General features: G+C 73.3%; 29 protein-coding genes. 23 read left to right on the forward strand and 6 right to left on the reverse strand.

Features of this window, described 5'->3' with window-relative positions:
• Positions 1-34: 34 nt before the first annotated feature.
• Positions 35-199 (reverse strand): hypothetical protein, encoded by a 165-nt coding sequence (locus UW392_RS19070; RefSeq protein WP_320776235.1) that lies wholly within the window; start codon positions 197-199, stop codon positions 35-37.
• A gap of 223 nt (positions 200-422) precedes the next feature.
• Between UW392_RS19070 and UW392_RS19075 the strand changes: the two genes are divergently transcribed.
• The 4 genes from UW392_RS19075 to UW392_RS19090 all read left to right on the forward strand — a co-directional run bounded on the left by UW392_RS19075 (position 423) and on the right by UW392_RS19090 (position 4371).
• Positions 423-1646 (forward strand): NYN domain-containing protein, encoded by a 1224-nt coding sequence (locus UW392_RS19075; protein WP_320776236.1) that lies wholly within the window; start codon positions 423-425, stop codon positions 1644-1646.
• Between the two features lie 121 nt (positions 1647-1767).
• Positions 1768-2742 (forward strand): ABC transporter ATP-binding protein, encoded by a 975-nt coding sequence (locus UW392_RS19080; RefSeq protein WP_320776237.1) that lies wholly within the window; start codon positions 1768-1770, stop codon positions 2740-2742.
• 83 nt (positions 2743-2825) lie between these two features.
• Positions 2826-3650: an ABC transporter permease gene (locus UW392_RS19085; RefSeq protein ID WP_320776238.1), complete on the forward strand. Its 825-nt coding sequence runs from the start codon at positions 2826-2828 to the stop codon at positions 3648-3650.
• 34 nt (positions 3651-3684) lie between these two features.
• On the forward strand, positions 3685-4371 hold the full coding sequence (locus UW392_RS19090) for an AAA family ATPase (protein WP_320776239.1): 687 nt from the start codon (positions 3685-3687) through the stop codon (positions 4369-4371).
• Positions 4372-4557: 186 nt separating this feature from the next.
• On the opposite strand, the gene ybaK is transcribed toward UW392_RS19090, so the two are convergent.
• From ybaK to UW392_RS19110, 4 genes are all read right to left on the reverse strand, one after another.
• Positions 4558-5055, reverse strand: a complete 498-nt coding sequence (ybaK, locus tag UW392_RS19095) for a Cys-tRNA(Pro) deacylase (protein ID WP_320776240.1) — start codon at positions 5053-5055, stop codon at positions 4558-4560.
• 22 nt (positions 5056-5077) lie between these two features.
• Complete coding sequence (locus tag UW392_RS19100; protein ID WP_320776241.1) at positions 5078-5818, reverse strand: LON peptidase substrate-binding domain-containing protein; 741 nt, start codon at positions 5816-5818, stop codon at positions 5078-5080.
• 11 nt (positions 5819-5829) lie between these two features.
• Positions 5830-6861 (reverse strand): hypothetical protein, encoded by a 1032-nt coding sequence (locus UW392_RS19105; protein WP_320776242.1) that lies wholly within the window; start codon positions 6859-6861, stop codon positions 5830-5832.
• A 155-nt stretch (positions 6862-7016) separates the two neighbouring features.
• Positions 7017-8594 (reverse strand): oxidoreductase, encoded by a 1578-nt coding sequence (locus UW392_RS19110; RefSeq protein WP_320776243.1) that lies wholly within the window; start codon positions 8592-8594, stop codon positions 7017-7019.
• Between the two features lie 219 nt (positions 8595-8813).
• Here UW392_RS19110 and hisD point away from each other — a divergent pair, with 219 nt between their 5' ends.
• The 8 genes from hisD to hisF are packed head-to-tail and all read left to right on the forward strand — an operon-like array spanning position 8814 to position 14526.
• A complete protein-coding gene (gene hisD, locus UW392_RS19115; RefSeq protein WP_320776244.1) occupies positions 8814-10148 on the forward strand; it encodes a histidinol dehydrogenase in 1335 nt (444 codons plus the stop codon).
• On the forward strand, positions 10145-11257 hold the full coding sequence (locus tag UW392_RS19120) for a histidinol-phosphate transaminase (RefSeq protein ID WP_320776245.1): 1113 nt from the start codon (positions 10145-10147) through the stop codon (positions 11255-11257). Before hisD ends, UW392_RS19120 begins: the two co-directional genes overlap by 4 nt.
• Positions 11254-11847: an imidazoleglycerol-phosphate dehydratase HisB gene (hisB, locus tag UW392_RS19125; RefSeq protein ID WP_215167901.1), complete on the forward strand. Its 594-nt coding sequence runs from the start codon at positions 11254-11256 to the stop codon at positions 11845-11847. Before UW392_RS19120 ends, hisB begins: the two co-directional genes overlap by 4 nt.
• On the forward strand, positions 11844-12008 hold the full coding sequence (locus tag UW392_RS19130) for a hypothetical protein (RefSeq protein ID WP_320776246.1): 165 nt from the start codon (positions 11844-11846) through the stop codon (positions 12006-12008). The genes hisB and UW392_RS19130 overlap by 4 nt, the downstream gene beginning before the upstream one ends.
• Positions 11999-12643, forward strand: a complete 645-nt coding sequence (hisH, locus tag UW392_RS19135; protein ID WP_320776247.1) for an imidazole glycerol phosphate synthase subunit HisH — start codon at positions 11999-12001, stop codon at positions 12641-12643. Before UW392_RS19130 ends, hisH begins: the two co-directional genes overlap by 10 nt.
• A gap of 4 nt (positions 12644-12647) precedes the next feature.
• Positions 12648-13373 (forward strand): bifunctional 1-(5-phosphoribosyl)-5-((5-phosphoribosylamino)methylideneamino)imidazole-4-carboxamide isomerase/phosphoribosylanthranilate isomerase PriA, encoded by a 726-nt coding sequence (priA, locus tag UW392_RS19140; RefSeq protein WP_320776248.1) that lies wholly within the window; start codon positions 12648-12650, stop codon positions 13371-13373.
• Positions 13370-13774 carry a RidA family protein gene (locus UW392_RS19145; protein ID WP_320776249.1) on the forward strand — a complete coding sequence of 135 codons (405 nt, stop codon included), beginning with the start codon at positions 13370-13372 and terminating at the stop codon, positions 13772-13774. Before priA ends, UW392_RS19145 begins: the two co-directional genes overlap by 4 nt.
• Positions 13771-14526, forward strand: a complete 756-nt coding sequence (hisF, locus tag UW392_RS19150; RefSeq protein ID WP_320776250.1) for an imidazole glycerol phosphate synthase subunit HisF — start codon at positions 13771-13773, stop codon at positions 14524-14526. Before UW392_RS19145 ends, hisF begins: the two co-directional genes overlap by 4 nt.
• 127 nt (positions 14527-14653) lie before the next feature.
• On the opposite strand, the gene UW392_RS19155 is transcribed toward hisF, so the two are convergent.
• Entirely contained in the window at positions 14654-15289 is a 636-nt protein-coding gene (locus UW392_RS19155; RefSeq protein WP_320776251.1) for a TIGR03085 family metal-binding protein, read from the reverse strand.
• 83 nt (positions 15290-15372) lie between these two features.
• Between UW392_RS19155 and hisI the strand changes: the two genes are divergently transcribed.
• The 11 genes from hisI (at position 15373) to lgt (ending at position 24221) form a co-directional block, all read left to right on the forward strand.
• Positions 15373-15771, forward strand: coding sequence for a phosphoribosyl-AMP cyclohydrolase (gene hisI, locus UW392_RS19160; protein ID WP_320776252.1), 399 nt, complete (start codon positions 15373-15375; stop codon positions 15769-15771).
• A gap of 11 nt (positions 15772-15782) precedes the next feature.
• Positions 15783-17276 (forward strand): anthranilate synthase component I, encoded by a 1494-nt coding sequence (locus UW392_RS19165; protein WP_320776253.1) that lies wholly within the window; start codon positions 15783-15785, stop codon positions 17274-17276.
• 62 nt (positions 17277-17338) lie between these two features.
• A complete protein-coding gene (locus UW392_RS19170) occupies positions 17339-17980 on the forward strand; it encodes a TIGR02234 family membrane protein (RefSeq protein WP_320776254.1) in 642 nt (213 codons plus the stop codon).
• 145 nt (positions 17981-18125) lie between these two features.
• Positions 18126-18368, forward strand: coding sequence for an HGxxPAAW family protein (locus UW392_RS19175; RefSeq protein WP_320776255.1), 243 nt, complete (start codon positions 18126-18128; stop codon positions 18366-18368).
• An 84-nt stretch (positions 18369-18452) separates the two neighbouring features.
• Positions 18453-18926 carry a DUF2752 domain-containing protein gene (locus tag UW392_RS19180; RefSeq protein WP_320776256.1) on the forward strand — a complete coding sequence of 158 codons (474 nt, stop codon included), beginning with the start codon at positions 18453-18455 and terminating at the stop codon, positions 18924-18926.
• 123 nt (positions 18927-19049) lie between these two features.
• Entirely contained in the window at positions 19050-19859 is an 810-nt protein-coding gene (gene trpC, locus UW392_RS19185; protein ID WP_320776257.1) for an indole-3-glycerol phosphate synthase TrpC, read from the forward strand.
• Positions 19860-19881: 22 nt separating this feature from the next.
• Positions 19882-20088: a tryptophan biosynthesis modulator TrpM gene (trpM, locus tag UW392_RS67020; RefSeq protein WP_414496402.1), complete on the forward strand. Its 207-nt coding sequence runs from the start codon at positions 19882-19884 to the stop codon at positions 20086-20088.
• A 76-nt stretch (positions 20089-20164) separates the two neighbouring features.
• Positions 20165-21448, forward strand: a complete 1284-nt coding sequence (gene trpB, locus UW392_RS19190; protein ID WP_320776258.1) for a tryptophan synthase subunit beta — start codon at positions 20165-20167, stop codon at positions 21446-21448.
• The gene (gene trpA, locus UW392_RS19195; RefSeq protein WP_320776259.1) at positions 21445-22260 is read left to right on the forward strand and encodes a tryptophan synthase subunit alpha; all 816 of its coding nucleotides are present in this window, start codon (positions 21445-21447) and stop codon (positions 22258-22260) included. The genes trpB and trpA overlap by 4 nt, the downstream gene beginning before the upstream one ends.
• 63 nt (positions 22261-22323) lie before the next feature.
• Positions 22324-23097, forward strand: a complete 774-nt coding sequence (locus UW392_RS19200) for a DsbA family protein (RefSeq protein WP_320776260.1) — start codon at positions 22324-22326, stop codon at positions 23095-23097.
• Between the two features lie 83 nt (positions 23098-23180).
• Entirely contained in the window at positions 23181-24221 is a 1041-nt protein-coding gene (gene lgt / locus UW392_RS19205) for a prolipoprotein diacylglyceryl transferase (protein ID WP_320776261.1), read from the forward strand.
• Positions 24222-24239 lie beyond the last annotated feature (18 nt).

A 24239-nucleotide genomic window follows, 5' to 3' on the forward strand; every position in this document is an offset into this window, starting at 1 on the left:
TCCGGTGCCGGGCCCGCCCCTCGACCGTGTGCCGTCAGTTGTGGCCGAAGCGCTTCTGGCGCTTGCCGCGGACACCGGAGTCGGCGGTCGCCAGCGGCGGGGCGAGCTGCTCCTCGGATGCGGCGGACGGCCGGTCCGTCTGCTGCGTACGCTCGGACTGGGGCTGCTTACGGTCACGGTTGTTCTTGTTCTTGGCCATGACGGTGCCTCCTGTGGGGGAATCTAGGGGCCAGGGCCGCTGTCAGATTCACATAGCCAGATAAAGAACGCATGTTGGACAATTACCGTCTGTGACAGGCGTCATCGGACCGTCCGGGCCGCACACGCCACGCCGAAGATCGAGTTCCGACCGTTAACCCCCGCGTGGTCGGGCAGACTCGAAGCAAGCCCGAAGCAAACCTCCCGGAAAGAGGGTGGATCGCGTGGACCGCTGCATCGTCCTGGTGGACGCCGGGTATCTGCTGGGGGCCGCCGCGAGTCTCCTCGCCGGAGAACCCTCGCGCTCCCGGATCACCGTCGACCACGCCGCCCTCATCCAGGGGCTGCGCGAGCGCGCGCAGGCCGACACCGAACAGCCCCTGCTGCGCATCTACTGGTTCGACGGCGCCCCCGACCGCGTACCGCAGCCCGAACACCGCAGGCTGCGCGTGATGCCCCGGGTCACCGTCCGGCTCGGCGCCCTGACCCGCAGCGACGGCCGCTGGGCGCAGAAGGGCGTGGACGCCGCGATGCACGCCGAGCTGACCGAACTGGCCCGCAACCGCGCCTGCTCCGACGTCGTCCTGGTCACCGGCGACGGCGACCTGCTGCCCGGCATGATGGCCGCCAAGGAGCACGGCGTCGCCGTCCACCTGTGGGCCGTACAGGCCGCCGACGGCGACTACAACCAGTCCGAGGACCTCGTCGCCGAGGCCGACGAGCGGCGCGTCCTGGACCGCGCCTGGATCACCAAGGCCGTCCGCCCCAAGGAGCTGACCGGGGTCTGCGCGCCGCCGCCCGTGCCCCGGCCGGAGATCGCCGCGATCCTCTCCGCGCCGCTCCCCGAGTCCGCGCTCGCCGCCGCGGCCGAACGCCCGGTCGAGGACGGCCCGCACCCGGCCGCCGACCCGGCCGCCCGCAACGGCACGGAGGACCGCGGCTCGGCCGCCAAGGGCGTCCCCACCCCCAAGGACCTGGCCGCGCTGCGCGCCCCCGGTGCCCCCGCCACAGCCACCGCCCAGCAGCCCACCAGCGCCACCCTGCGCTGGTCCTCCGACAAGGGCTGGGTCGACCGCCCGGCGGCCGAGCCCGCCGAGGCCGCCTCCATGCCGACGCTCGCCCAGCTCACCACCGCCGAACAGCGCTGGGCCGACCGGGAGGAGGACATCACCACCGTCGGCGGCGACCCCTTCGAGGTCGGCCAGGTCTTCGCGCGCCGCTGGGTGGAACGGCTCGGCGACCGGTCCCACCTGCAGAAGCTGTCCGGCATGTACCCGCGCGTCCCGCACCGCGTCGACGGCGAGCTGCTGCGCTACGCCGCCCGCTTCGGCCTGCTCGCCCACAAGGACGACCAGATCGACGAACACGACCGGTACGCGATCCGGGCCGGTTTCTGGCGTGAGATCGGAGTGCGCACGACGGTGGAGCACAGCCCCGCGGCGGAGTGAGGGCCGTTGACGAACCGACCCTTATGGCCCGACCCGGGCGCGGTGCGGGCACGCGGACCCCGTAGTCTCGTCCCTTGTGAATACGCGCGCGGTACAGCCTCCTCGGCCCGGTGGTGATGGAGTGTGCGCGGTCCGGGGCCTGACCAAGACCTATCCGGCGGTACGCGGCCGCCGCGGCACCCCCGGCACCCCCGAGGTGCGTGCCACCGACGACGTGACCCTGGACGTCGGCCGCGGTGAGATCTTCGGGCTGCTCGGCCCCAACGGCGCCGGCAAGTCCACCCTGGTGCGGCAGATGACCGGGCTGATGCGGCCCGACTCCGGGACCGTGCGCATCCTCGGCCACGACATCGTCCGCCACCCCGAGCGCGCCGCGCGCATCCTCGCCTACCTAGGCCAGGAGTCCACCGCCCTCGACGAGCTGACCGTCTCGCTCGCCGCCGAGACCACCGGACGGCTGCGCGGCCTCGACGCCCGCCGCGCCCGCGCCGAGAGCGACGCCGTCCTCGACGAACTCGGCCTCGCGCCGATCGCCGCCCGCCCGCTGAAGAAGCTCTCCGGCGGACAGCGCCGCCTGGCCTGCTTCGCCACCGCGCTGGTCGGGGAGCGCCCGCTGCTCGTCCTGGACGAGCCCACCACCGGCATGGACCCCGTCGCCCGCCGGGCCGTGTGGGCGGCCGTCGACCGGCGCCGCGCCGAGCACGGCGTGACGGTGCTGCTCGTCACCCACAACGTCATCGAGGCGGAGACGGTCATGGACCGGGTCGCCGTCCTCGACCGCGGCCGGGTGATCGCCTGCGACACCCCCGCCGGACTCAAGGAGAAGGTGGCCGGGGAGGTGCGGGTCGACCTGGTGTGGCGCGAGGCCGCGCCGCTGCACGTCCCCGAGGTGGCCGCCCTGCGGGACCGCATCACCGAGTCCGGCCGCCGCTGGACGCTGCGCCTCGCGCCCGAGGAGGCCCGCGCGGTCGTCGCCACCGTCACCGGCGGCTCCGCCTTCGCCGCCCTCGACGACTTCACGCTGGCCACACCCAGCCTGGAGGACGTGTACCTGGCGCTGGGCGGCGCCGCGCAGCAGGGGCTGGTGAGGGCTTGAACGCCAGGGCGTTGAGCACGCCGCCCCGCCGATCCGTACGTACCGACCAGGACGCCCGCCGGAGCGAGAAGGAGCAGCGCGACGTGAGTGTCGTACCCGCCGATGTCCTGCCGGGCGGTGTCCTGGCCGCCGAGGAGCAGGGGAGCGCAGGCGCCGCCGCGCTCGGCCCCCGGGCCCGGCTGTGGCCGTCGCTGGTGGCCGTCTACCGGGCGCAGCTCTCCCGGGCGCGGGTCGCGCGCATCCCGCTGCTGTTCGTGGCCACCTTCCAGTCCATCGGCATCATGATCCTGATGCGCGGGGTGGTGGACGGCGGCGGCGAGGCGCAGGCCGTCGTCGCCGGTTCGGCGGTGCTCGTCGTGGCGTTCGTCGCGCTGAACCTGCTCGCCCAGTACTTCGGCCAGCTCCGCGCGAGCGGCGGACTCGACCACTACGCCACCCTGCCGGTGCCGCCGGCCGCGGTGGTGCTGGGCGCGGCCGGCGCCTACGCCTCCTTCACCGTGCCGGGGACCGTGGTCACGGCGGTCTTCGGCTGCGTGCTGTTCGGCCTGCCGCTCACCCATCTGTGGGTGCTCGTCGCCGTGATCCCGCTGGCCGGAGCCGCGCTGGCCGGGCTCGGCGCGGCGCTCGGCCTGCTCGCGCCCCGCCCCGAGCTGGCCACCCTCCTCGGACAGCTCGGCATGTCCGCCGCGCTGCTGCTCGGGGTGCTCCCCGCCGACCGGATGCCGGAGGTGGTGCGGTTCGCCCGGGACCTGCTGCCGTCGACGTACGGCGTGGAGGCGTTCGCGCGCACGTTCGGGGATCATCCCGACTGGGCCTTCGTCCTCGGTGACCTCGCCGTGTGCGGGATCGTCGGCGTGGTCTCGCTGGCCGTCGCCACCTGGGCGTATCGCCGGGCGGCCGTCCGGTGACGCGCCCCACAGGCGGGCCTGGCACGATGGCAGGGTGACCGCACCGCTGACACCCCCTCCGCCACCCCACGAACATTCTTCCGCGTCGCACCGCGGCCGGCCGGTGCCGCCGCCCGTCGGCGCCCACACGGTGGACCCCGCGTACGGCGGGCACGGCGAGGACGACGGTCCCGGGCTGGGGACCGAGATCCGGCAGGCCGCCGTGGCCGCGGTCGCGGTGGCCGTCTCGGGGGTGCTGCTCGGCCTGCTCTGGCGGTGGCTCGCGCCTAGCGTGCCGCTCGTCGGTGACGTGGTCGACAAGAGCTGGGTGGTCTACCTCAAGGACTCGGAGGGCGAACAGGCCGTCGGCGTCGACGGAACGTTCACGCTGCTGGCCCTCGCCTTCGGCGCGCTCAGCGCGGTGGCCGTCTTCCTGCTGCGCCGGCGCGGCGGTGTGCCACTGGTCGTGGCGCTCGGCGTCGGCGGGCTGCTCGGCGCGGTGCTGGCCTGGCGGCTCGGGGTGTGGCTCGGGCCCACGGAGGACGTGATCGCGCACGCCCGGGAGGCGGGGAAGGGGGCGACGTTCTCGGCGCCGCTGAAGCTCGGCGCCAAGGGGGCGTTGCTGGCCTGGCCGCTGGCCGGGTTGGTGGTGCATCTGGGGCTGACGGGGTTGTTCGGGCCCCGGGACCCCGAGGTGGGTGGGTTCGAGGGGTACGGGAAGGTGCCTACTGCTCCGTCGTGACGTGCGGGGCCGTTGTGGCTGGTCGCGCAGTTCCCCGCGCCCCTTCGGGGCGCTGCCACTCGGGGCGTTCTCATGCCGGGCGGCGGCCGTGGTTGGAGCGGCTCTTCTTGATCCGCCACTTGCGTTTGCGGGTCTTCTTCGACATGTCCCCTCTGCTTAGTCGAAGAGGGGACCGGCGTCGAGGGGTCAGGCGCGGCCCACCGGGGCGAGGACCGCGCCGGTGAGGCGGGCCAGGTCGGCGGGGGAGAGTTCGATCTCCAGGCCGCGGCGGCCCGCCGAGACGCAGATCGTGGCGTGTCCCGACGCGGAGTCGTCCAGGACCGTCGGCAGCGGCTTGCGCTGGCCGAGCGGGGAGATGCCGCCTCGGACGTACCCCGTGGTGCGCTCCGCCAGCGCCGGGTCGGCCATCGCCGCGCGCTTGCCGCCCACCGCCGAAGCCAGCGCCTTCAGGTCCAGCTTGCCCGCGACCGGGACCACGGCGACCGTCAGTGCCCCGTCGACGTCCGCCACCAGCGTCTTGAAGACCCGGTCGGGGGAGACACCCATCACCTCGGCCGCCTCCTCGCCGTAGGACGGGTGCGCGGGGTCGTGGTCGTAGGAGTGGACCGTGAACGGCACCCCGGCCGCCGTGAGGGCCACCGTCGCGGGCGTGCCGCCCTGCTGCTTCTTCGACTTCTTCGCCATGGTGAGCACGTTCTCCCGGACGTCAGTTGAGACTGGTCGGGCCGCGCGTCAGGTCCGACGCCGGCAGCGACGGCAGCGTACGGATGACGGCCGTCTCCGTGCGCAGGAGTCTCAGCTCGTCGCGCAGGCGCGAGGCGGTGTCCGGCGCCTGGAGCAGGCGCTGCTTCGTCGGCGTGTCCAGCATCATCGCGGCGGCCACCAGGTACGACACCACGCCCGGCTCGTCCGGCAGCTCCGCGCCGGTGGTCAGCGACCGCTCCCGCGCCCCCGCCAGCCGCTTCTGGTACTGGCGGAACGCCCGCAGCACGCCCTGGGCCAGCGCCCCCGCCTCGTCACCCGGCTCCTCGTCGAGGTGTTCCAGCTCGGCCGTCAGGAACGGACCCGAGGCGTCCACGGAGAGCAGCCGCACCCGGGTCGTCCCGGTCGCCAGCACCTCGAAGGTGCCGTCGGCCCGCTCCCGGACCGTCGCGGCGTCGGCGACACAGCCCACCTTGTGCAGCGCCCTGACCGGATCGGCGCCGAACCCCGCGGCGGCCCCGCGCTCGGGCACCGCCGTCGGGTCGGGCAGCCCCGGCAGGCTGGGCGCCACCTCGTGGCCGTCCCGGATCGCCACGACGGCGAACCGGCGCGGCTCCTCCTCGGGGGTCTTCAGCAGCTCGCGCATCATGGCGCGGTAGCGCTCCTCGAACACGTTGAGCGGAAGCACCAGCCCCGGGAACAGCACGGAGTTCAGGGGGAAGAGCGGAAGCCGGACGGTGGTCACGACCCAGAAGCCTAATGGGCGCCGGGAGCGGGACGGGAGCCGCGCCCGCCCGAGCCCGTTCCCCGGGGCCCGGCGGCCGCCGCGGCGCGCACGGCGTCCCGCACCTGGAGGAACCGCCCGAGCGCGTCGTCCGCCTCCCGGTCCCAGGGGAAGGAGGTGGCGTACGGGCCGGTCAGCCGCAGCTGTTCCGCCGCGTCCCGCCAGCGCTCCAGCCGGACCAGTACGTACGCGAGCAGGTTGCGCAGCTCCGCCGGCCAGGGATCGGCGGCGGGGAGCCCGGCCGACAGCTCCACGGCCAGGTCGGCGGCGGTGTGCAGCCGCGCCCGCGCCACCGCGTCCGCGCCGCCCTCGGTCAGGTACCGGAACGCCGCCCGCAGCGGCAGGGCGCGCAACGGTGAGCCGCCGGGGGCGTCCCGCGCGGCCGTCTCGGCGAAGTCCAGACACTCGCGGTGGGCGCCCGGCGAGGCGGCGGCCAGGTAGGCGAGGGCGGCGACGTGACAGCCGTAGTGGTGCGGGCAGCGGCGGACCGCCTCGGCCCACAGCCGCTCGAACTCGGCGTGTCCGGCGCGCCGGCCCCGCGCGCTGTCCAGCGCGATCCGCCAGGGCACCGGGTCCGCGCCGCTGTCCGAGGTGGCCGCCGCGACCAGCGGGGCGATCTGCCGCAGCAGTTCCGCGCGGTCCGGCGACTCCCAGCAGCGGTCCACGGCCAGCCGTACGGTGACCAGCCGGCCGTCCGGGTCGTCGGGCGCGGCGGTGTGCCAGGCCCGCAGCCACTCGGGGCGGGACCGGGCGAAGGCGGCGAGCCGCGCCGTGTAGCGGTCGCGGTGGTCCCAGCGGGCCTCCTCGCGGGTGGCGGCCAGCAGCGCGGCCGCCGGTCCGTGCGCGCCGTGGGCCGCCGCGACCAGCGCGGGGGCGAGACGTTCGTCGGGTGCGTCGAGAAGGACCTCGTCGCCGCCGGGGGGTTCGGCGGCCGGGCGGGGGGAGGTGCCTCGTGGCCGCGAGGACCGGAGGAACGCGCGTAGACGAACCATGGTGCCGACCATTGAAAGACGCAGGTGGCGGCGGCGCCAGGGGGTTCACCGAACCTGTGGAAAGTTGTAGGGACGATGGCAAAGGGAGGGTAAAAGGTGAAGGTTTCTCTGGTTCCTCGGGAGTCACACGGGCCGGGGCGGCCGGAGGCCCGCCGCGCGGTCCGCCCTCAGTTCCGCCGCAGCGTCCGCGTCACCCCCGCCGCCACCGCCGTCGCCAGTATCCAGCCGAGCAGGACCAGCACCGTCGCCAGCCACTGCCAGCCGCCCGCCAGCCGCCAGTAGCCCAGCTGCCCGAGGTCGATGACGGGCACCAGCAGGTCCAGGGCGAACAGCGCGGGGTTCCACGCAGGGTGCTCGCCGCCCTTGAGGGGCGGCAGATCGGCGTGGGAGAACGCCAGCGACCCCGCCGCCCACAGCACCGCCATCCACACCGCGGCGCGCCCCGGCCGGTACCCGTACCCCACCGTCCAGTCCTGCGCGTACCCCCAGAACTTCGCCGCCAGCGGCAGGCTCTCCCGGCGCCGGCGCTGCTTGGCGAGGAGCACCTCCCGGGACTCCTCGTCCTCGCCGCCCGCCTTCAGTACGGCCGCGAGCAGCTCGTACGGCTCCGGGTTGTACTCGGCGGTCGCCGCGGCCACCCAGTCCAGCCGCTCGGCCAGCGGGAACGGACCCCGGGGCACGAGGTTCTCGTAGGTGAAGCCGCCCATGTGCAGCCGGCCGGGGCCCGGCCAGCTGTCCGCCCGGTCCATCAGGTTGACGATCCGCGCCCCGGAGAGCACCACCCGGCCGAGCGCCGGCCGCTCCCCGAGCCAGCGCAGCTCCGGCGTCTGGACCCGGCGCAGGGACAGCTCCTGGCTCTCGATGAGGACGAACCTCGCCTGCTCGCAGTCGAGGGCGTCCCCGAACCGCCCGTCGTCCAGCCTGATGCCGCCGAGGCACTCGAACGGCTGGACCCGGGTCCCCTGGGCCGGTGTCGTGCCCATGAGCAGCGGGCTGCCCACGCCCGCCGGGGTCAGGTACAGCGAGCGCTCGACCGTGAGCTGCGGCGCGTTCAGCGCGAGGCGGGACTGGGGGTTGATCAGGCGGGCGCCGCGCAGGCTGAGGGAGACGCCGATCTGGGCGCTGCGCAGGCTCAGCTCGCCGTGCGACTCCAGCATCTCGGCCTGGAGGTCCTGCCCGACGGACAGCCCGTCGGCGGCTATGGACCGGCCGCTGCGGTCACGGTGCACCACCGCCTGGCTGAGCAGCAGGTCGGTGCCTATCTGCGCGTCGGTCAGCCGTACCCCGCCCGGGAACCGGCAGCGCGGCAGGTGCAGGTCGCCCTCCGTGTGCAGCCGGGCCGCCTCCAGCCGGGGCACCCAGCAGTCCACCAGCCGCAGCGTGGTGAAGCGGGTCTCCGGCAGCACGACCTCCCGCTCGAAGCGGCAGCGGCGCATCTCGACGTAGGGCGTCACGGTGCCGCCCGCCAGGTCCATCGTGTCCCTGATCCGGACGCCCACCAGCTTCAGCGCGGACACCCGGCCCGCGAGCGCCGGCGGGCCGTCCAGCAGCAGCCAGCACACGACGCGGGCCCGCACGGTGCGCTCCGGCCCCCACGGCTCCCCGCCGTGCGGATCGTCGACGGCCGCGTCGCCGCTGCTGAGGTCGTAGACGGTGCCGTTGCGGAACGCCTGCCACATGCCCGCCTCGGCGGCGGTCAGATCGTCGGGCAGCTCCGCGGCGCGGAGGCCGGCGCCCTCGGTCACGGCTCTTCACTTCCTCCCCTGATGACCACTGGGTGACCGGGTATCACCCTCGTACAACCGTTCATGCCCACCGGGTGAGGGGCCGAACACTCATGGTGACGAAAACTTGCCCGGATGTAGCTCAGCGTGCAGGAACGTGTACCTGACATCCGTGGTGGCGTGTATCAGTCACTGATACGCGCGGACGGCGTCCGATACGGGTCTGAGAGAATTGACCACGTGATCTCCCGAATCGATCTGCGCGGCGACGCCCTCACGGACTTTCCGTCGGGGGCCGCCCTGCGCGACCTGCTGCCCCGTGCCGACTTCGACGTCGCGGCCGCCCTGGAGAAGGTGCGGCCCATCTGCGAGGACGTGCATCATCGGGGCGACGCGGCGCTGATCGAGTTCGCCGAGCGGTTCGACGGCGTCACGCTGGAGCGGGTCAGGGTCCCCGCGGCGGCCCTCACACGCGCGCTGGACGGGCTGGACCCGGCCGTGCGCGCTGCCCTGGAGGAGTCGATCCGCCGCGCCCGTCTCGTGCACCGCGCGCAGCGCCGCGAGACGCACACCACCCAGGTCGTCCCCGGCGGCACGGTCACCGAGAAGTGGGTCCCCGTCGACCGCGTGGGCCTGTACGCGCCCGGCGGCCGCTCGGTCTACCCGTCCTCCGTGATCATGAACGTGGTGCCCGCGCAGGAGGCCGGCGTCCCCTCGATCGCGCTCGCCTCACCCGCGCAGGCGGAGTTCGGCGGACTGCCGCACCCGACCGTCCTCGCCGCCTGCGCCCTGCTCGGCGTCGACGAGGTGTACGCGGCCGGCGGCGCCACCGCCGTCGCGATGTTCGCCTACGGCACCGAGTCCTGCCCTCCGGCGAACATGGTCACCGGCCCCGGCAACATCTGGGTCGCCGCCGCCAAGCGCTACTTCACCGGAAAGATCGGCATCGACGCCGAGGCCGGCCCGACCGAGATCGCGGTCCTCGCCGACGCCACCGCCGACCCGGCGCACGTCGCCGCCGACCTGATCAGCCAGGCCGAGCACGACCCGCTGGCCGCCGCCGTCCTCGTCACCGACTCCGCCGAGCTGGCGGACGCGGTGGAGAGGGAACTGGAGCCGCAGGTCGCCGCCAGCAAGCACATCGACGACCGCATCGTCCCCGCGCTCAAGGGCGAGCAGTCCGCGATCGTCCTCGTCGACGGCGTCGAGGAGGGCCTCAAGGTCGTGGACGCCTACGGCGCCGAGCACCTGGAGATCCAGACCGCCGACGCCGCCGCCGTCGCCGACCGGGTCCGCAACGCCGGCGCGGTCTTCATCGGCCCCTGGGCGCCGGTCTCCCTCGGCGACTACGCGGCCGGCTCCAACCACGTCCTGCCCACCGGCGGCTGCGCCTGCCACTCCTCCGGCCTCTCCGTCCAGTCCTTCCTGCGCGGCATCCACATCGTCGACTACACGCGGGACGCGCTGGCCGAGGTCGCGCACCACGTGGTGACGCTGGCGGAGGCGGAGGACCTGCCCGCGCACGGCGCGGCGATCAAGGCGAGGTTCGACTGGAAGGTACCCGAGGGCAAGTGAGTGACATCCGTATCGACGACCTCCCCGTACGCGAGGAGCTGCGCGGCAAGTCCCCCTACGGCGCGCCCCAGCTCGACGTGCCCGTACGGCTGAACACCAACGAGAACCCCTACCCGCTGCCCGAGCCGCTGGTCGAGCGGATCGCCGAGCGGGTCCGCGAGGCCGCCCGCGACCTCAACCGCTACCCCGACCGGGACGCGGTCGAGCTGCGCACCCGGCTCGCCGAGTACCTGACGAAGACCGCCGGGCACCCGGTCACCACCGGGCAGGTCTGGGCCGCCAACGGCTCCAACGAGGTCCTCCAGCAGCTCCTCCAGACCTTCGGCGGACCGGGCCGTACCGCGATCGGCTTCGAGCCCTCGTACTCGATGCACTCCCTCATCGCGCGCTCCACCGGCACCGGCTGGATCTCCGGGCCGCGCCACGAGGACTTCCGTATCGACGTCCCCGCCGCCGAGAAGGCCATCGCCGAGCACCGGCCCGACGTCGTCTTCATCACCACCCCCAACAACCCCACCGGCACCGCCGTCCCGCCCGGCACGGTCGAGCGGCTCTACGACGCCGCTCAGGCCGCCAAGCCGTCGATGGTCGTGGTCGACGAGGCGTACATCGAGTTCAGCCACGGCGCCTCGCTGCTGCCGCTGCTCGACGGCCGCCCGCACCTGGTCGTCTCCCGCACCATGTCCAAGGCGTTCGGCGCCGCCGGACTGCGCCTCGGCTACCTCGCCGCCGACCCGGCCGTCGTCGACGCCGTCCAGCTGGTCCGGCTGCCGTACCACCTGTCGGCCGTCACCCAGGCCACCGCCCTGGCCGCCCTGGAGCACACCGACACGCTGCTCGGCTACGTCGAGCAGCTCAAGACCGAACGGGACCGGCTCGTCACCGAGCTGGAGGCCGCCGGCTACGAGGTCACCGCGTCCGACGCGAACTTCGTCCAGTTCGGCCGCTTCGAGGACGCCCACGCGGTGTGGCGGCAGATCCTCGACCGCGGCGTGCTGGTCCGGGACAACGGCGTACCGGGGTGGCTGCGGGTCACCGCCGGAACCCCCGCCGAGAACGACGCGTTCCTCGACGCGGTACGTGAACTCAAGAAGGAGCAGACGGCATGAGCCGCGTAGGACGCGTGGAGCGCGTGACCAAGGAGACCTCGGTCCTCGTCGAGATCGACCTCGACGGCACCGGCAAGACCGACATCGCCACCGGAGTCGGCTTCTACGACCACATGCTCGACCAGCTCGGCCGGCACGGTCTGTTCGACCTCACCGTGAAGACCGAGGGCGACCTGCACATCGACTCCCACCACACCATCGAGGACACCGCGCTCGCGCTGGGCGCCGCCTTCAAGCAGGCCCTCGGCGACAAGGTGGGCATCTACCGCTTCGGCAACTGCACGGTCCCGCTGGACGAGTCCCTCGCCCAGGTCACCGTCGACCTCTCCGGCCGCCCCTACCTCGTGCACACCGAGCCCGAGACCATGGCGCCGATGATCGGCGAGTACGACGTCACCATGACCCGGCACATCCTGGAGTCGTTCGTCGCCCAGGCCCAGGTCGCGCTGCACGTGCACGTGCCCTACGGGCGCAACGCGCACCACATCGTGGAGTGCCAGTTCAAGGCGCTCGCGCGGGCCCTGCGCTACGCCTCCGAGCGCGACCCCCGCGCGGCCGGCATCCTGCCCTCCACGAAGGGCGCGCTGTGAACGGCCTCTCGACCGTCCTGATCGTCGTCGGTCTCTTCCTGGTCGGCGGGATCATCTCGTTCGCCAAGCAGCAGATGCCCAAGAGCCTGATCGTGCTGCTCTCCATCGGCGCCGCGATGTGCCTCGTCGCCGGCGTCCTGCGGCTGGAGGTGTGGAATTGAGCACCAAGTCCGTCGTGGTCTTCGACTACGGCTTCGGCAACGTCCGCTCCGCCGAACGCGCACTCGCGCGCGCGGGGGCCGACGTCGAGATAACCCGTGACTTCGACACCGCCATGAACGCCGACGGACTGCTCGTCCCCGGCGTCGGCGCCTTCGCCGCCTGCATGAAGGGGCTCAAGGAGGCGCGCGGCGACTGGATCGTCGGCCGCCGGCTGTCCGGCGGCCGCCCGGTGATGGGCATCTGCGTCGGCATGCAGATCCTCTTCGCGCGCGGCATCGAGCACGGCGTGGAGTCCGAGGGCCTCGACGAGTGGCCCGGCACGGTCGGCCCGCTCAAGGCCGACATCGTCCCCCACATGGGCTGGAACACCGTGGCGGCGCCCGAGGACTCGCGGGCCTTCGCCGGCCTGGACGCGGACGCGCGTTTCTACTTCGTGCACTCCTACGCCGTCCACGACTGGTCCCTGGAGGTGCGCAACCCCCTGATGACCGCCCCCAAGGTCACCTGGTCCACCCACGGCGAGCCCTTCGTGGCCGCCGTGGAGAACGGCGCCCTGTGGGCCACCCAGTTCCACCCCGAGAAGTCCGGCGACGCCGGTGCCCAGCTCCTCACCAACTGGATCGGAACCCTGTAGCGACATGGCCAAGCTCGAACTCCTCCCCGCCGTCGATGTCCGCGACGGCCAGGCCGTCCGCCTCGTGCACGGCGAGTCCGGCACCGAGACGTCCTACGGCTCCCCGCTGGAGGCCGCCCTCGCCTGGCAGAACTCCGGCGCCGAGTGGCTGCACCTGGTCGACCTGGACGCCGCGTTCGGCACCGGCGACAACCGTGCGCTGATCGCCGAGGTCGCCGGGGCCATGGACATCAAGGTGGAGCTGTCCGGCGGCATCCGCGACGACGACACCCTCGCCGCCGCCCTCGCCACCGGCTGCCGCCGCGTCAACCTCGGCACCGCCGCCCTGGAGACCCCCGAGTGGGTCGCCAAGGTCATCGCTGAGCACGGCGACAAGATCGCCGTCGGCCTCGACGTGCGCGGCACCACCCTCCGCGGCCGCGGCTGGACCCGCGACGGCGGCGACCTGTACGAGACGCTGACCCGCCTCGACTCCGAGGGCTGCGCCCGCTACGTCGTCACCGACATCGCCAAGGACGGCACCCTCCAGGGCCCCAACCTGGAGCTGCTGAGAGACGTCTGCGCGGCCACCGACCGGCCCGTGGTCGCCTCCGGCGGCGTGTCCTCCCTGGACGACCTGCGCGCGCTCGCCTCCCTCGTCCCGCTCGGTGTCGAGGGCGCCATCGTCGGGAAGGCCCTGTACGCGAAGGCGTTCACCCTGGAAGAGGCCCTGGAGGCTGTGTCGTCATGACGTCCGAAGCCGTGCGGCGTGTGCAGAGCGGAAACCCCTGGGAAGAGACCTTCGGCTTCGCACGCGCCGTCGCGGCGGGCGACCGCGTCGTCGTGGCGGGCACGACCGCCTTCAAGGGCGACGTGCTGTACGGGGAGGGCGACCCGTACGAGCAGACCAAGGTGGCCTTCTCCACCGCGGTCGACGCGATCGCCGAGTTCGGGCTCGGCGTCGAGTCCGTGATCAGGACCCGCGTGTACCTGGCGCACGCGCGGGACGTCGACGCGGTGGGCCGGGCCCACAAGGAGCTGTTCAAGCCTGTGCGGCCCGTCACGACCCTGCTGGTCGTGCAGGGCTTCATCGACTCGCGGGTCCTGGTGTCGGTGGAACTAGAAGCATTCAGAGGAGCCGTGGATTCATGACCCTGGCGGTCCGAGTCATCCCCTGCCTGGACGTCGACAACGGCCGGGTCGTCAAGGGCGTCAACTTCCAGAACCTGCGCGACGCGGGCGACCCCGTCGAGATGGCCAAGGTGTACGACGCCGAGGGCGCAGACGAACTGACGTTCCTGGACATCACCGCCTCGTCGGGCAACCGCGAGACGACCTACGACGTGGTGCGCCGCACCGCCGAACAGGTGTTCATCCCGCTGACCGTCGGCGGCGGCGTCCGCACGGCCGAGGACGTGGACAGGCTGCTGCGCGCCGGAGCGGACAAGGTCGGTGTGAACACCGCCGCCATCGCCCGGCCCGACCTCATCCGCGAGATCGCCGAGCGGTTCGGCCGGCAGGTGCTCGTCCTCTCCGTCGACGCGCGCCGCACCGGGACCGGCTCCTTCGAGGTCACCACCCACGGCGGCCGCGAGGGCACCGGCATCGACGCCGTCGAGTGGGCGCACCGGGCCGCGGAACTGGGGGCGGGGGAGATCCTGCTGAACTCCATGGACGCGGACGGCACCAAGGACGGGTACGACCTGGAGATGATCGCGGCGGTCCGCAAGCACGTCACCGTGCCCGTGATCGCCTCCGGCGGGGCGGGGCGGCTGGACGACTTCCCGCCGGCGATCGAGTCCGGTGCGGACGCGGTCCTGGCGGCGTCCGTCTTCCACTTCGGTGACCTGCGGATCGGGCAGGTCAAGGAGACGCTGCGGGGGGCGGGGCACGCGGTGCGATGACTTCACCCCGCGGGTCCGTCGTGGCTGGCCGCGCAGTTCCCCGCGCCCCTTTCGGGGACGCGCGGTGAACGTGCCCGAAGGGGCGCGGGGAACTGCGCGAGCGACCGCGACGGACCCGCGGCCGGGGTCAGAACCCCAGCTTCTTCGTCCCCTGCACCGCGGTGATCGCCGCCTCCTCGCCCTCCAGGGCGACCTTCGCCACACTCTGCCGCCCGAAGGCGAACAGCAGAAGCTCGGAGGGGTCTCCGGTGACCGTCACCACCGGCGCTCCCCGGTGGGCGACCGCCGTCTGCCCGTCGGGACGCCGCAGCACCAGCCCCGCCGGCACCTGCCGCCCCAGCATCCGCGCCGTACGCTCCAGACGCGACCACAGCGCGTCCTGGAAGACGGGATCCAGCTCCCGCGGCGTCCAGTCCGGCTGCGCGCGCCGGACGTCCTCGGTGTGGACGTAGAACTCGATCGTGTTCGCCGCCTCGTCGAGCTGCTTCAGCGCGAACGGCGAGAACCGCGGCGGTCCCGAGCGGATCAGCCGGAGCAGCTCCTCGTAGGGCTTCGCGGCGTACTCCTCCATCACCCGGTCGAGCCGTGACGCCAGCGGCTTGATCATCGCCCCGCCGATGGCGTCCGGCCGGTGCTCGCGCACCACGATGTGAGCGGCCAGATCACGGCTGCGCCAGCCGTCGCACAGGGTGGGGGCGTCCGGTCCCGCGGTCTCCAACAGGTCGGCGAGCAGAAGGCGTTCACGCTTGGCGAAAGTCGACATGGGACTCAGCCTACGGCCGGGCCCCGGGTCCGCACAGTGGACGGCTCCGGGCCGCCCCCGCCCCACGCGGCACAATGGACGGCATGACCAGTACGTCCACCGGCCCGGCCGGCGCGCTCGACCCGGATCTCGCCGCCCGCCTCAAGCGCAGTCCCGACGGCCTCCTGCCCGCCATCGCCCAGCAGTACGACACCGGCGAGGTGCTGATGCTCGGCTGGATGGACGACGAGGCGCTGCACCGCACCCTCACCACCGGCCGCTGCACCTACTGGTCGCGCAGCCGCCAGGAGTACTGGGTCAAGGGCGACACCTCCGGCCACGCGCAGTGGGTGAAGTCCGTCGCCCTGGACTGCGACGCCGACACCGTCCTGGTCAAGGTCGACCAGGTCGGCGCCGCCTGCCACACCGGCGCCCGCACCTGCTTCGACGAAGACGTCCTGCTCAAGGACGGTGACCTCGGCCCCCGGGCCGGAGATCAGTAAGGTCTGCCGCCATGGACCTCGACACGTTCCGCAAGCTGGCCGCCGACCGCCGCGTCATCCCGGTCACCCGCAAGCTCCTCGCCGACGGCGACACCCCGGTCGCGCTCTACCGCAAGCTCGCCGCCGAGCGCACCGGCACCTTCCTGCTGGAGTCCGCGGAGAACGGACGCTCGTGGTCCCGGTACTCCTTCGTCGGCGTCCGCAGCGCCGCCACCCTCACCGAGCGCGACGGCCGCGCCCACTGGCTCGGCACCCCGCCCGTCGGCGTCCCCATCGAGGGCGACCCGCTCGCCGCGCTGCGCGCCACCGTCGAGGCCCTGCACACCCCCCGCGACCTCGCCGCCGACCTGGGCCTGCCGCCCTTCACCGGCGGCATGGTCGGCTACCTCGGCTACGACATCGTCCGCCGCCTGGAGAAGGTCGGCCCCGGCGAGCGCGACGACCTGAACCTCCCCGAGCTGACCATGCTCCTCACCAGCGACCTCGCCGTGATGGACCACTGGGAGGGCTCGGTCCTACTGATCGCCAACGCGATCAACCACAACGACCTGGAGACCGGCGTCGACGAGGCGTACGCCGACGCGGTGGCCCGCCTCGACGCCATGGAGGCCGACCTGTCGCGCCCCGTCGCCCAGCCGCCGGCGGTCCTGCCCCCCTCCGAGCTGCCCGAGTACACCGCGCGGTGGGGCGGTCCGGACTTCCGGGAGGCCGTCGAGGACATCAAGGAGCGCATCCGCGCGGGAGAGGCGTTCCAGGTCGTCCCCTCGCAGCGGTTCGAGACGCCCTGCACGGCGAGCGCGCTCGACGTCTACCGGGTGCTGCGGGCCACCAACCCGTCCCCGTACATGTACCTGCTCCGCTTCGACGGCTTCGACGTCGTCGGCTCGTCCCCCGAGGCCCTGGTCAAGGTCGAGGACGGCCGCGCCCTGCTGCACCCCATCGCCGGGACCCGGCCGCGCGGCGCCACCCCGCAGGAGGACCAGGCGCTCGCCGAGGAGCTGCTCGCCGACCCCAAGGAGCGCGCCGAGCACCTCATGCTCGTCGACCTCGGCCGCAACGATCTGGGCCGGGTCTGCGAACCGGGCTCGGTCGAGGTCGTCGACTTCATGTCCGTCGAGCGGTACTCGCACGTCATGCACATCGTCTCCACGGTCACCGGACAGGTCGCCGCCGGGCGCACCGCCTTCGACGTCCTCACCGCCTGCTTCCCCGCCGGCACCCTCTCCGGCGCCCCCAAGCCCCGCGCCCTTCAGATCATCGACGAACTCGAACCCTCCCGCCGCGGCCTGTACGGCGGCTGCGTCGGCTACCTCGACTTCGCCGGCGACTCCGACACCGCGATCGCCATCCGCACCGCCCTGCTCCGCGACGGCACCGCGTACGTGCAGGCGGGCGCCGGTGTGGTCGCCGACTCCGACCCGGTCGCCGAGGACACCGAGTGCCGCAACAAGGCCGCCGCGGTCCTCAGGGCCGTCCACACGGCGGGCCGGCTCGGTGACCGGTAGCCGCCGATAGGACGAGTCTCACGTGAACCCCGGGTGCGCTTCCGCCCGGGGTTCAGGCGATAGTGGAGTACGTGACTGCTGTACCTCACCCCCGTACCGAAGCCGCGGGACCCGCCCGGTCCGGCCGCCGGAGCCTCGCCCTCGCGCTGCTGTCCGGCGCGCTCGGAGCGGCCGTCGCCCTGCTGGCCACCCGCCAGGAGTGGTCCCACGGCACCGCGACGGTGGCCGGCGGTGACTTCCCCCTGACCGCCCAGGGCAGCGACGTCACGGGCGTGCCCGCGGCCCTCGCCATAGTGGGCCTCGCCGCGCTCGTCGCCGTCTTCGCCGTCCGCCGCGCCGGCCGGTTCGCCGTCGCCGCGCTGCTCGCGCTCAGCGGCGCCGGAACGGTGGCCGCCGCCCTGTTCGGCGCGTCCGACAGCGCCGCCCTCGACGACCAGGCCGCGCAGGCCGCCGGCACCACCTCCGCCACCGTCGGCGCCCTCGGCCACACCGCCTGGCCCTACGTCGCGGCGGCGGGCGGTGTCCTGCTGCTCCTGGCCGGACTCCTCGCCCTGCGCTACGGCCGGCTGTGGCCCGCGATGTCCGGCCGCTACGAGCGCGACGGCGCCCCCCGCCCGCGCCGCGCGGCGAAGGCCGCCGACCCCGAGCGCCCCGAGGAGCTGTGGAAGGCCCTCGACCGCGGCGAGGACCCGACCGGAGCCTGACCCTCCGCTCCGCGCGGTTCACGTACGCGCGCGTGGGCACCCGTTCACCCCGGGCGACACCCCGGCTCACGACACGCGCGCGCGTGCGGGACAATGAGCACGAGCGTCCTGCTCGGACACGGCACACAGCTACGAGGAGCCAGCAATGTCGGACAGCAGCCACGGCCACACCCCGGCCGCCTGGACCGGTGTCATCATCGCCTTCATCGGTTTCTGCATCGCGGGCGTCTTCATGGTGGCGGCCCAGCCGGTGGGCTTCTGGGTCGGCATCGCGCTCACCCTCGTCGGTGCCGTCGTCGGCGGGATCATGCGCATGATGGGCCTCGGCCAGCCGAAGGACACCCACCCCGTCCACGCGACCAGCGAGCCCGCGGGCGCCAAGGGCTGAACCACTCCGCCGCCGTGAGGGGCGGCCTCGGCACGGGCGTGCCGGGGCCGCCCCTCACGCGCGCGTACGGGGCACAATCACGGCATGGACGCCGACCGCCGGGACTGCCTCCCGAGGGACCCCCTCCCGCCCACCGCGCCGCCGTGCGGCCTCACCGGCCGGACCCGGATCACCCGACTGGCCGCCCCCGCCGGAGCGCTCGCCGCCGTCGCCGCCGCCTTCGCCTACGTCGGCACGGTCGACCCCAACGAACCCGGTCACTACCCCGTCTGCCCGCTGCTGCGCTTCACCGGCGTTTACTGCCCCGGCTGCGGCGGACTGCGCAGCGCCCACGCCGTCGTCCACGGGGAGCTCACGGCGGCGCTGCACGCCAACGCCCTGGCCGTCGCCGGCTACCTGGTGCTGGCCGCCCTGTGGACCGTATGGGTGGTCCGCGCGGCACGCGGCCGTCCCTTCCGCGTCGACCTCGGCCCCGCCCACCTGTGGACGCTCGGGGTGTCGCTGCTGGTCTTCACGGTTGTCCGGAACCTGCCGTTCGGTGGCTGGCTCCTCCCTTGATCGGACCGGTGCCGTCCAGGTAATGGGACCGGCGTCAACCGGATGCGAGGCTCACGCCCCGCGGCGGATACCATCGCAAGTGACCGCATCCGCAACCGAACGTCCGGAAAGGGGGCCGCTCGCGTGAGTGTGCTCGACGAGATCATCGACGGAGTCCGTGCCGACCTCGCGGAGCGGCAGGCGCGCGTCAGCCTCGACGAGCTCAAGGAGCGCGCGGCCAAGGCCCCCGCCGTCCGGGACGGTCTCGCCGCGCTCAAGGGCGACGGCGTCAAGGTCATCTGCGAGGTCAAGCGCTCCAGCCCCTCCAAGGGCGCGCTCGCCGCCATCGCCGACCCCGCGGCCCTCGCCGCGGAGTACGAGGCGGGCGGCGCCGCGGTCATCTCCGTCCTCACCGAGCAGCGCCGCTTCGGCGGCTCGCTGGCCGACCTGGAGGCGGTCCGCGCCCGGGTGGACATCCCCGTGCTGCGCAAGGACTTCATCGTCACCTCGTACCAGCTGTGGGAGGCCCGCGCGTACGGCGCCGACCTCGCGCTGCTGATCGTCGCCGCCCTGGAGCAGCCCGCGCTGGAGTCGCTCGTCGAGCGTGCCGAGTCCATCGGCCTCACCCCGCTGGTCGAGGTCCACGACGAGGACGAGGTGGACCGCGCGGTCGAGGCGGGCGCCAAGGTCATCGGGGTCAACGCGCGCAACCTCAAGACGCTCAAGGTCGACCGCGGCGTCTTCGAGCGGGTCGCCCCCGAGATCCCCGAGGGCCTGGTCAGGGTCGCCGAGTCCGGCGTCCGCGGCCCCCACGACCTCATCGCCTACGCCAACGAGGGCGCCGATGCCGTCCTGGTCGGCGAGTCCCTGGTCACCGGCCGCGACCCGAGGACCGCGGTCGCCGACCTGGTGGCCGCGGGCGAACACCCGGCCATCCGGCACGGCCGCGGCTGACCTCCCGGTAGGCTTGGCCCCGATGGTCCTCCCGCTGACTCCGGCTCCCCGGGACCCGTACGCCCGCCTCGCGCGCGGCTGCCGGCCCCGAGGCTGCCGCGCGCCCGCCCGCCGGGTGCACGGCCGCAGGGTCCGCTACGTCATCGGCGACGAACCGGGCCAGGTGAACGGCATGCGATGGCACCGGCGCCCCGCCAGGGGCGCGGGGAATCGCGCGAGCAACCACTGACGGCCCGAGGCCGACGCACCACCCCCGCCCCCACGGCGCTTCGTGTTTCTTTCCGAACCCACCGTGAGGTATCCGCATGCCCAGCGAGTTCTTCATCCCGGACCCCGAGGGTCTGATCCCCAGTGCCGAAGGCTACTTCGGCGCCTTCGGCGGAAAATTCATCCCGGAAGCCCTCGTGGCCGCCGTCGACGAGGTCGCCGTCGAGTACGACAAGGCCAAGGCCGACCCCGAGTTCGCCAAGGAACTCGACGACCTCCTGGTCCACTACACGGGCCGCCCGTCGTCCCTGACGGAGGTCCCCCGCTTCGCGGAGCACGCCGGCGGCGCCCGCGTCTTCCTCAAGCGCGAGGACCTCAACCACACCGGCTCGCACAAGATCAACAACGTGCTGGGCCAGGCCCTGCTCACCAAGCGGATGGGCAAGACCCGCGTCATCGCGGAGACCGGCGCCGGCCAGCACGGCGTCGCGACGGCCACCGCGTGCGCGCTCTTCGGCCTCGACTGCACCATCTACATGGGCGAGATCGACACCCAGCGCCAGGCCCTGAACGTCGCCCGGATGCGCATGCTCGGCGCCGAGGTCATCGCCGTGAAGTCCGGCAGCCGCACCCTGAAGGACGCCATCAACGAGGCGTTCCGCGACTGGGTCGCCAACGTCGACCGCACCCACTACCTCTTCGGCACGGTCGCCGGGCCCCACCCCTTCCCGGCGATGGTCCGCGACTTCCACCGCGTCATCGGCGTCGAGGCCCGCCGCCAGCTCCTGGAGCAGGCCGGGCGCCTGCCCGACGCCGCGATCGCCTGCGTCGGCGGCGGCTCCAACGCCATCGGCCTCTTCCACGCCTTCATCCCCGACACCTCCGTCCGCCTCATCGGCTGCGAACCCGCCGGACACGGCATCGAGACCGGCGAGCACGCCGCCACCCTCTCCGCCGGCGAGCCCGGCATCCTGCACGGCTCCCGCTCCTACGTCCTCCAGGACGACGAGGGCCAGATCACGGAGCCGTACTCGATCTCGGCGGGGCTCGACTACCCCGGTATCGGCCCCGAGCACAGCTACCTCAAGGACTCCGGCCGCGGCGAGTACCGCGCGGTCACCGACGACGCCGCGATGCGGGCCCTGCGGCTGCTGTCGCGGACCGAGGGCATCATCCCGGCCATCGAGTCCGCGCACGCCCTGGCCGGCGCCCTGGAGGTCGGCGAGGAGCTGGGCCCCGACGGGCTGATCGTCGTCAACCTCTCCGGCCGCGGCGACAAGGACATGGACACCGCCGCCCGCTACTTCGGGCTGTACGACACCGATGCCGAGGTCGCCGAGGACGCCTCCGGCACCGCCGAGATCGAGGGAGACGCCAAGTGAGCGGGAACCTGCGGCTGCTGGACGACACCCTCGCCGCGACGAAGGCCGAGGGCCGCGCCGCCCTCATCGCCTACCTCCCGGCCGGATTCCCGACCGTGGACGGCGGCATCGAGGCCGTCAAGGCCGTCATCGACGGCGGCGCCGACATCGTCGAGATCGGCCTGCCGCACAGCGACCCGGTGCTCGACGGCCCGGTCATCCAGACCGCCGACGACATCGCCCTGCGCGGCGGCGTGAAGATCGCCGACGTACTGCGCACGGTCCGCGAGGCGTACGAGGCCACCGACAGGCCGATCCTCGTCATGACCTACTGGAACCCCGTCGACCGCTACGGCGTCGAGCGGTTCACCGCCGAGCTGGCCGAGGCCGGCGGCGCCGGGTGCATCCTGCCCGACCTGCCCGTGCAGGAGTCGGCGCTGTGGCAGGAGCACGCCGCCAAGCACGGCCTCGCCACGGTCTTCGTCGTCGCGCCCAGCAGCAAGGACGAACGGCTCGCGCGGATCACCGAGGCCGGCACCGGCTTCGTCTACGCCGCCTCCCTGATGGGCGTCACCGGCACCCGCGCGTCGGTCAGCTCGCAGGCCGAGGACCTGGTGCGGCGTACCCGCGCCACCACCTCCACCCCGGTCTGCGTCGGCCTCGGCGTCTCCACCCCGGACCAGGCCGCGGAGGTCGCCGCCTTCGCCGACGGCGTGATCGTCGGCTCGGCGTTCGTCAAGCGGATGCTGGACGCCCCCGACCACGCGGCCGGCGTCGAGGGCGTGCGCGCGCTCGCCGCGGAACTCGCCAAGGGCGTGCGCGCCCACGCGTAACTCGTAAGGGTGGACTCGGGACCGGGGAGGCGCTGAGCGCCTCCCCGGTTCGTTCTGCGGGGTGTGAGCGAGAAGAACCGTGACGAAAAGCGCACCGCCCGTGAGCGACTGGCGGTCGAGCGCGAGAAGCAGAAGGGCGCGGACAAGCGCCGCCGCGCGCTGATCGTGGGCACCACGGTCGTCGGTGTCCTGGGACTCGCGGCGGTGATCGGCGTGGTCGCCGCCGAGAGCGGCGGCTCGGGCGACGGCGAGGCCGCGGGCCCGGTCGTCGCGCCGTCGGGCGCCCAGGGCAAGGACAGCCTGGCGATCCCCGTCGGCAAGGAGAGCGCCAGGTCGACGCTCACCGTCTGGGAGGACTTCCGCTGCCCCGCGTGCAACGCGTTCGAGCAGGCGTACCGCTCGACCGTCCACGAGCTGACCGAGGCCGGACAGCTCAAGGTCGACTACCACCTGGCGACCATCATCGACGGCAACATGGGCGGCTCGGGCTCCCGCACCGCCGCCAACGCCGCGGCCTGCGCCCAGGACGCCGGGAAGTTCCCCGCGTACCACGACGTCCTCTACGACAACCAGCCCGCCGAGACCGTCGACACCTTCGCGGACACCGGCAAGCTGACCGAGCTGGCGGCCAAGGTCGACGGCCTCGACACGCCCGGCTTCCGCGAGTGCGTCACCGACGGCACGCACAACGCCTGGGTCGACAAGTCGACCGAAGCCTTCCGCGGTGGCGGCTTCAGCGGCACGCCCACCGTCCTGCTCGACGGGAAGAACATCTACCAGGACCGTTCGATGACCCCGGCGAAGCTGAAGAAGATGGTGCAGGACGCGAACAAGTAGGTGCCTGTCGGCCCTCCCGTTATGGACCCGTAGCCGGGCTGCCCACCGCGGGCCCGGCCCGGCACGGTAGCGTCGACCCTGCCATGGAACTTGCCTTCATTCCCAGCCCGTCGCGCGGGGTGCTGCACCTCGGCCCCATTCCGCTGCGCGGTTACGCGTTCTGCATCATCATCGGTGTCTTCGTCGCCGTCTGGCTCGGCAACAAGCGCTGGATCGCCCGGGGCGGGCGGCCCGGGACGGTGGCCGACATCGCGGTCTGGGCCGTTCCGTTCGGCCTGGTCGGCGGCCGCCTCTACCACGTGATCACCGACTACGAGCTGTACTTCAGCGAGGGCCGGGACTGGGTGGACGCCTTCAAGATCTGGGAAGGCGGCCTCGGTATCTGGGGCGCGATCGCGCTCGGCGCGCTGGGCGCCTGGATCGGCTGCCGCCGCCGGGGCATCCCGCTGCCGGCCTACGCCGACGCCATCGCCCCCGGCATCGCCCTGGCGCAGGCCATCGGCCGCTGGGGCAACTGGTTCAACCAGGAGCTGTACGGCCGGGCCACCGACCTGCCCTGGGCCCTGGAGATCACCTCGACCGCCGACGGCCGGGTCCCGGGCACGTACCACCCGACGTTCCTCTACGAGTCGCTGTGGTGCGTCGGCGTCGCGCTGCTGGTGATCTGGGCCGACCGCCGCTTCACCCTCGGGCACGGCCGGGCGTTCGCCCTGTACGTCGCGGCGTACTGCGCGGGCCGGTTCTGGATCGAGTACATGCGCGTCGACGACGCCCACCACATCCTGGGCCTGCGCCTGAACAACTGGACCGCGCTGCTGGTGTTCCTGCTGGCCGTCGTCTACCTCGTCGTCTCGGCGAAGAAGCGACCGGGCCGGGAGCCGGTGGTCGAGCCGGGCGCGGCGGAGGACGGCGACGGGGCCGCCGCCGAGAAGAAGGAGACCGGGGCCGACGAGGCGGAGGCCGAGGCGGCCGAGGAGCCCGCGGACAGCTCGGACTCCACCGGCTCCACCGACTCCACCGGCTCCATCGATTCCACTGACTCCACCGGCTCGGCCGACGCCTCCGCTCCCGAGGGCGAGAAGCAGGACGTGACCGACGGGGCCGGGTCGGCCAAGAAGAGCTGACCGGCGGTCGTACGCACG

The sequence above is a fragment of the Streptomyces sp. CRN 30 genome (genome assembly GCF_034105845.1).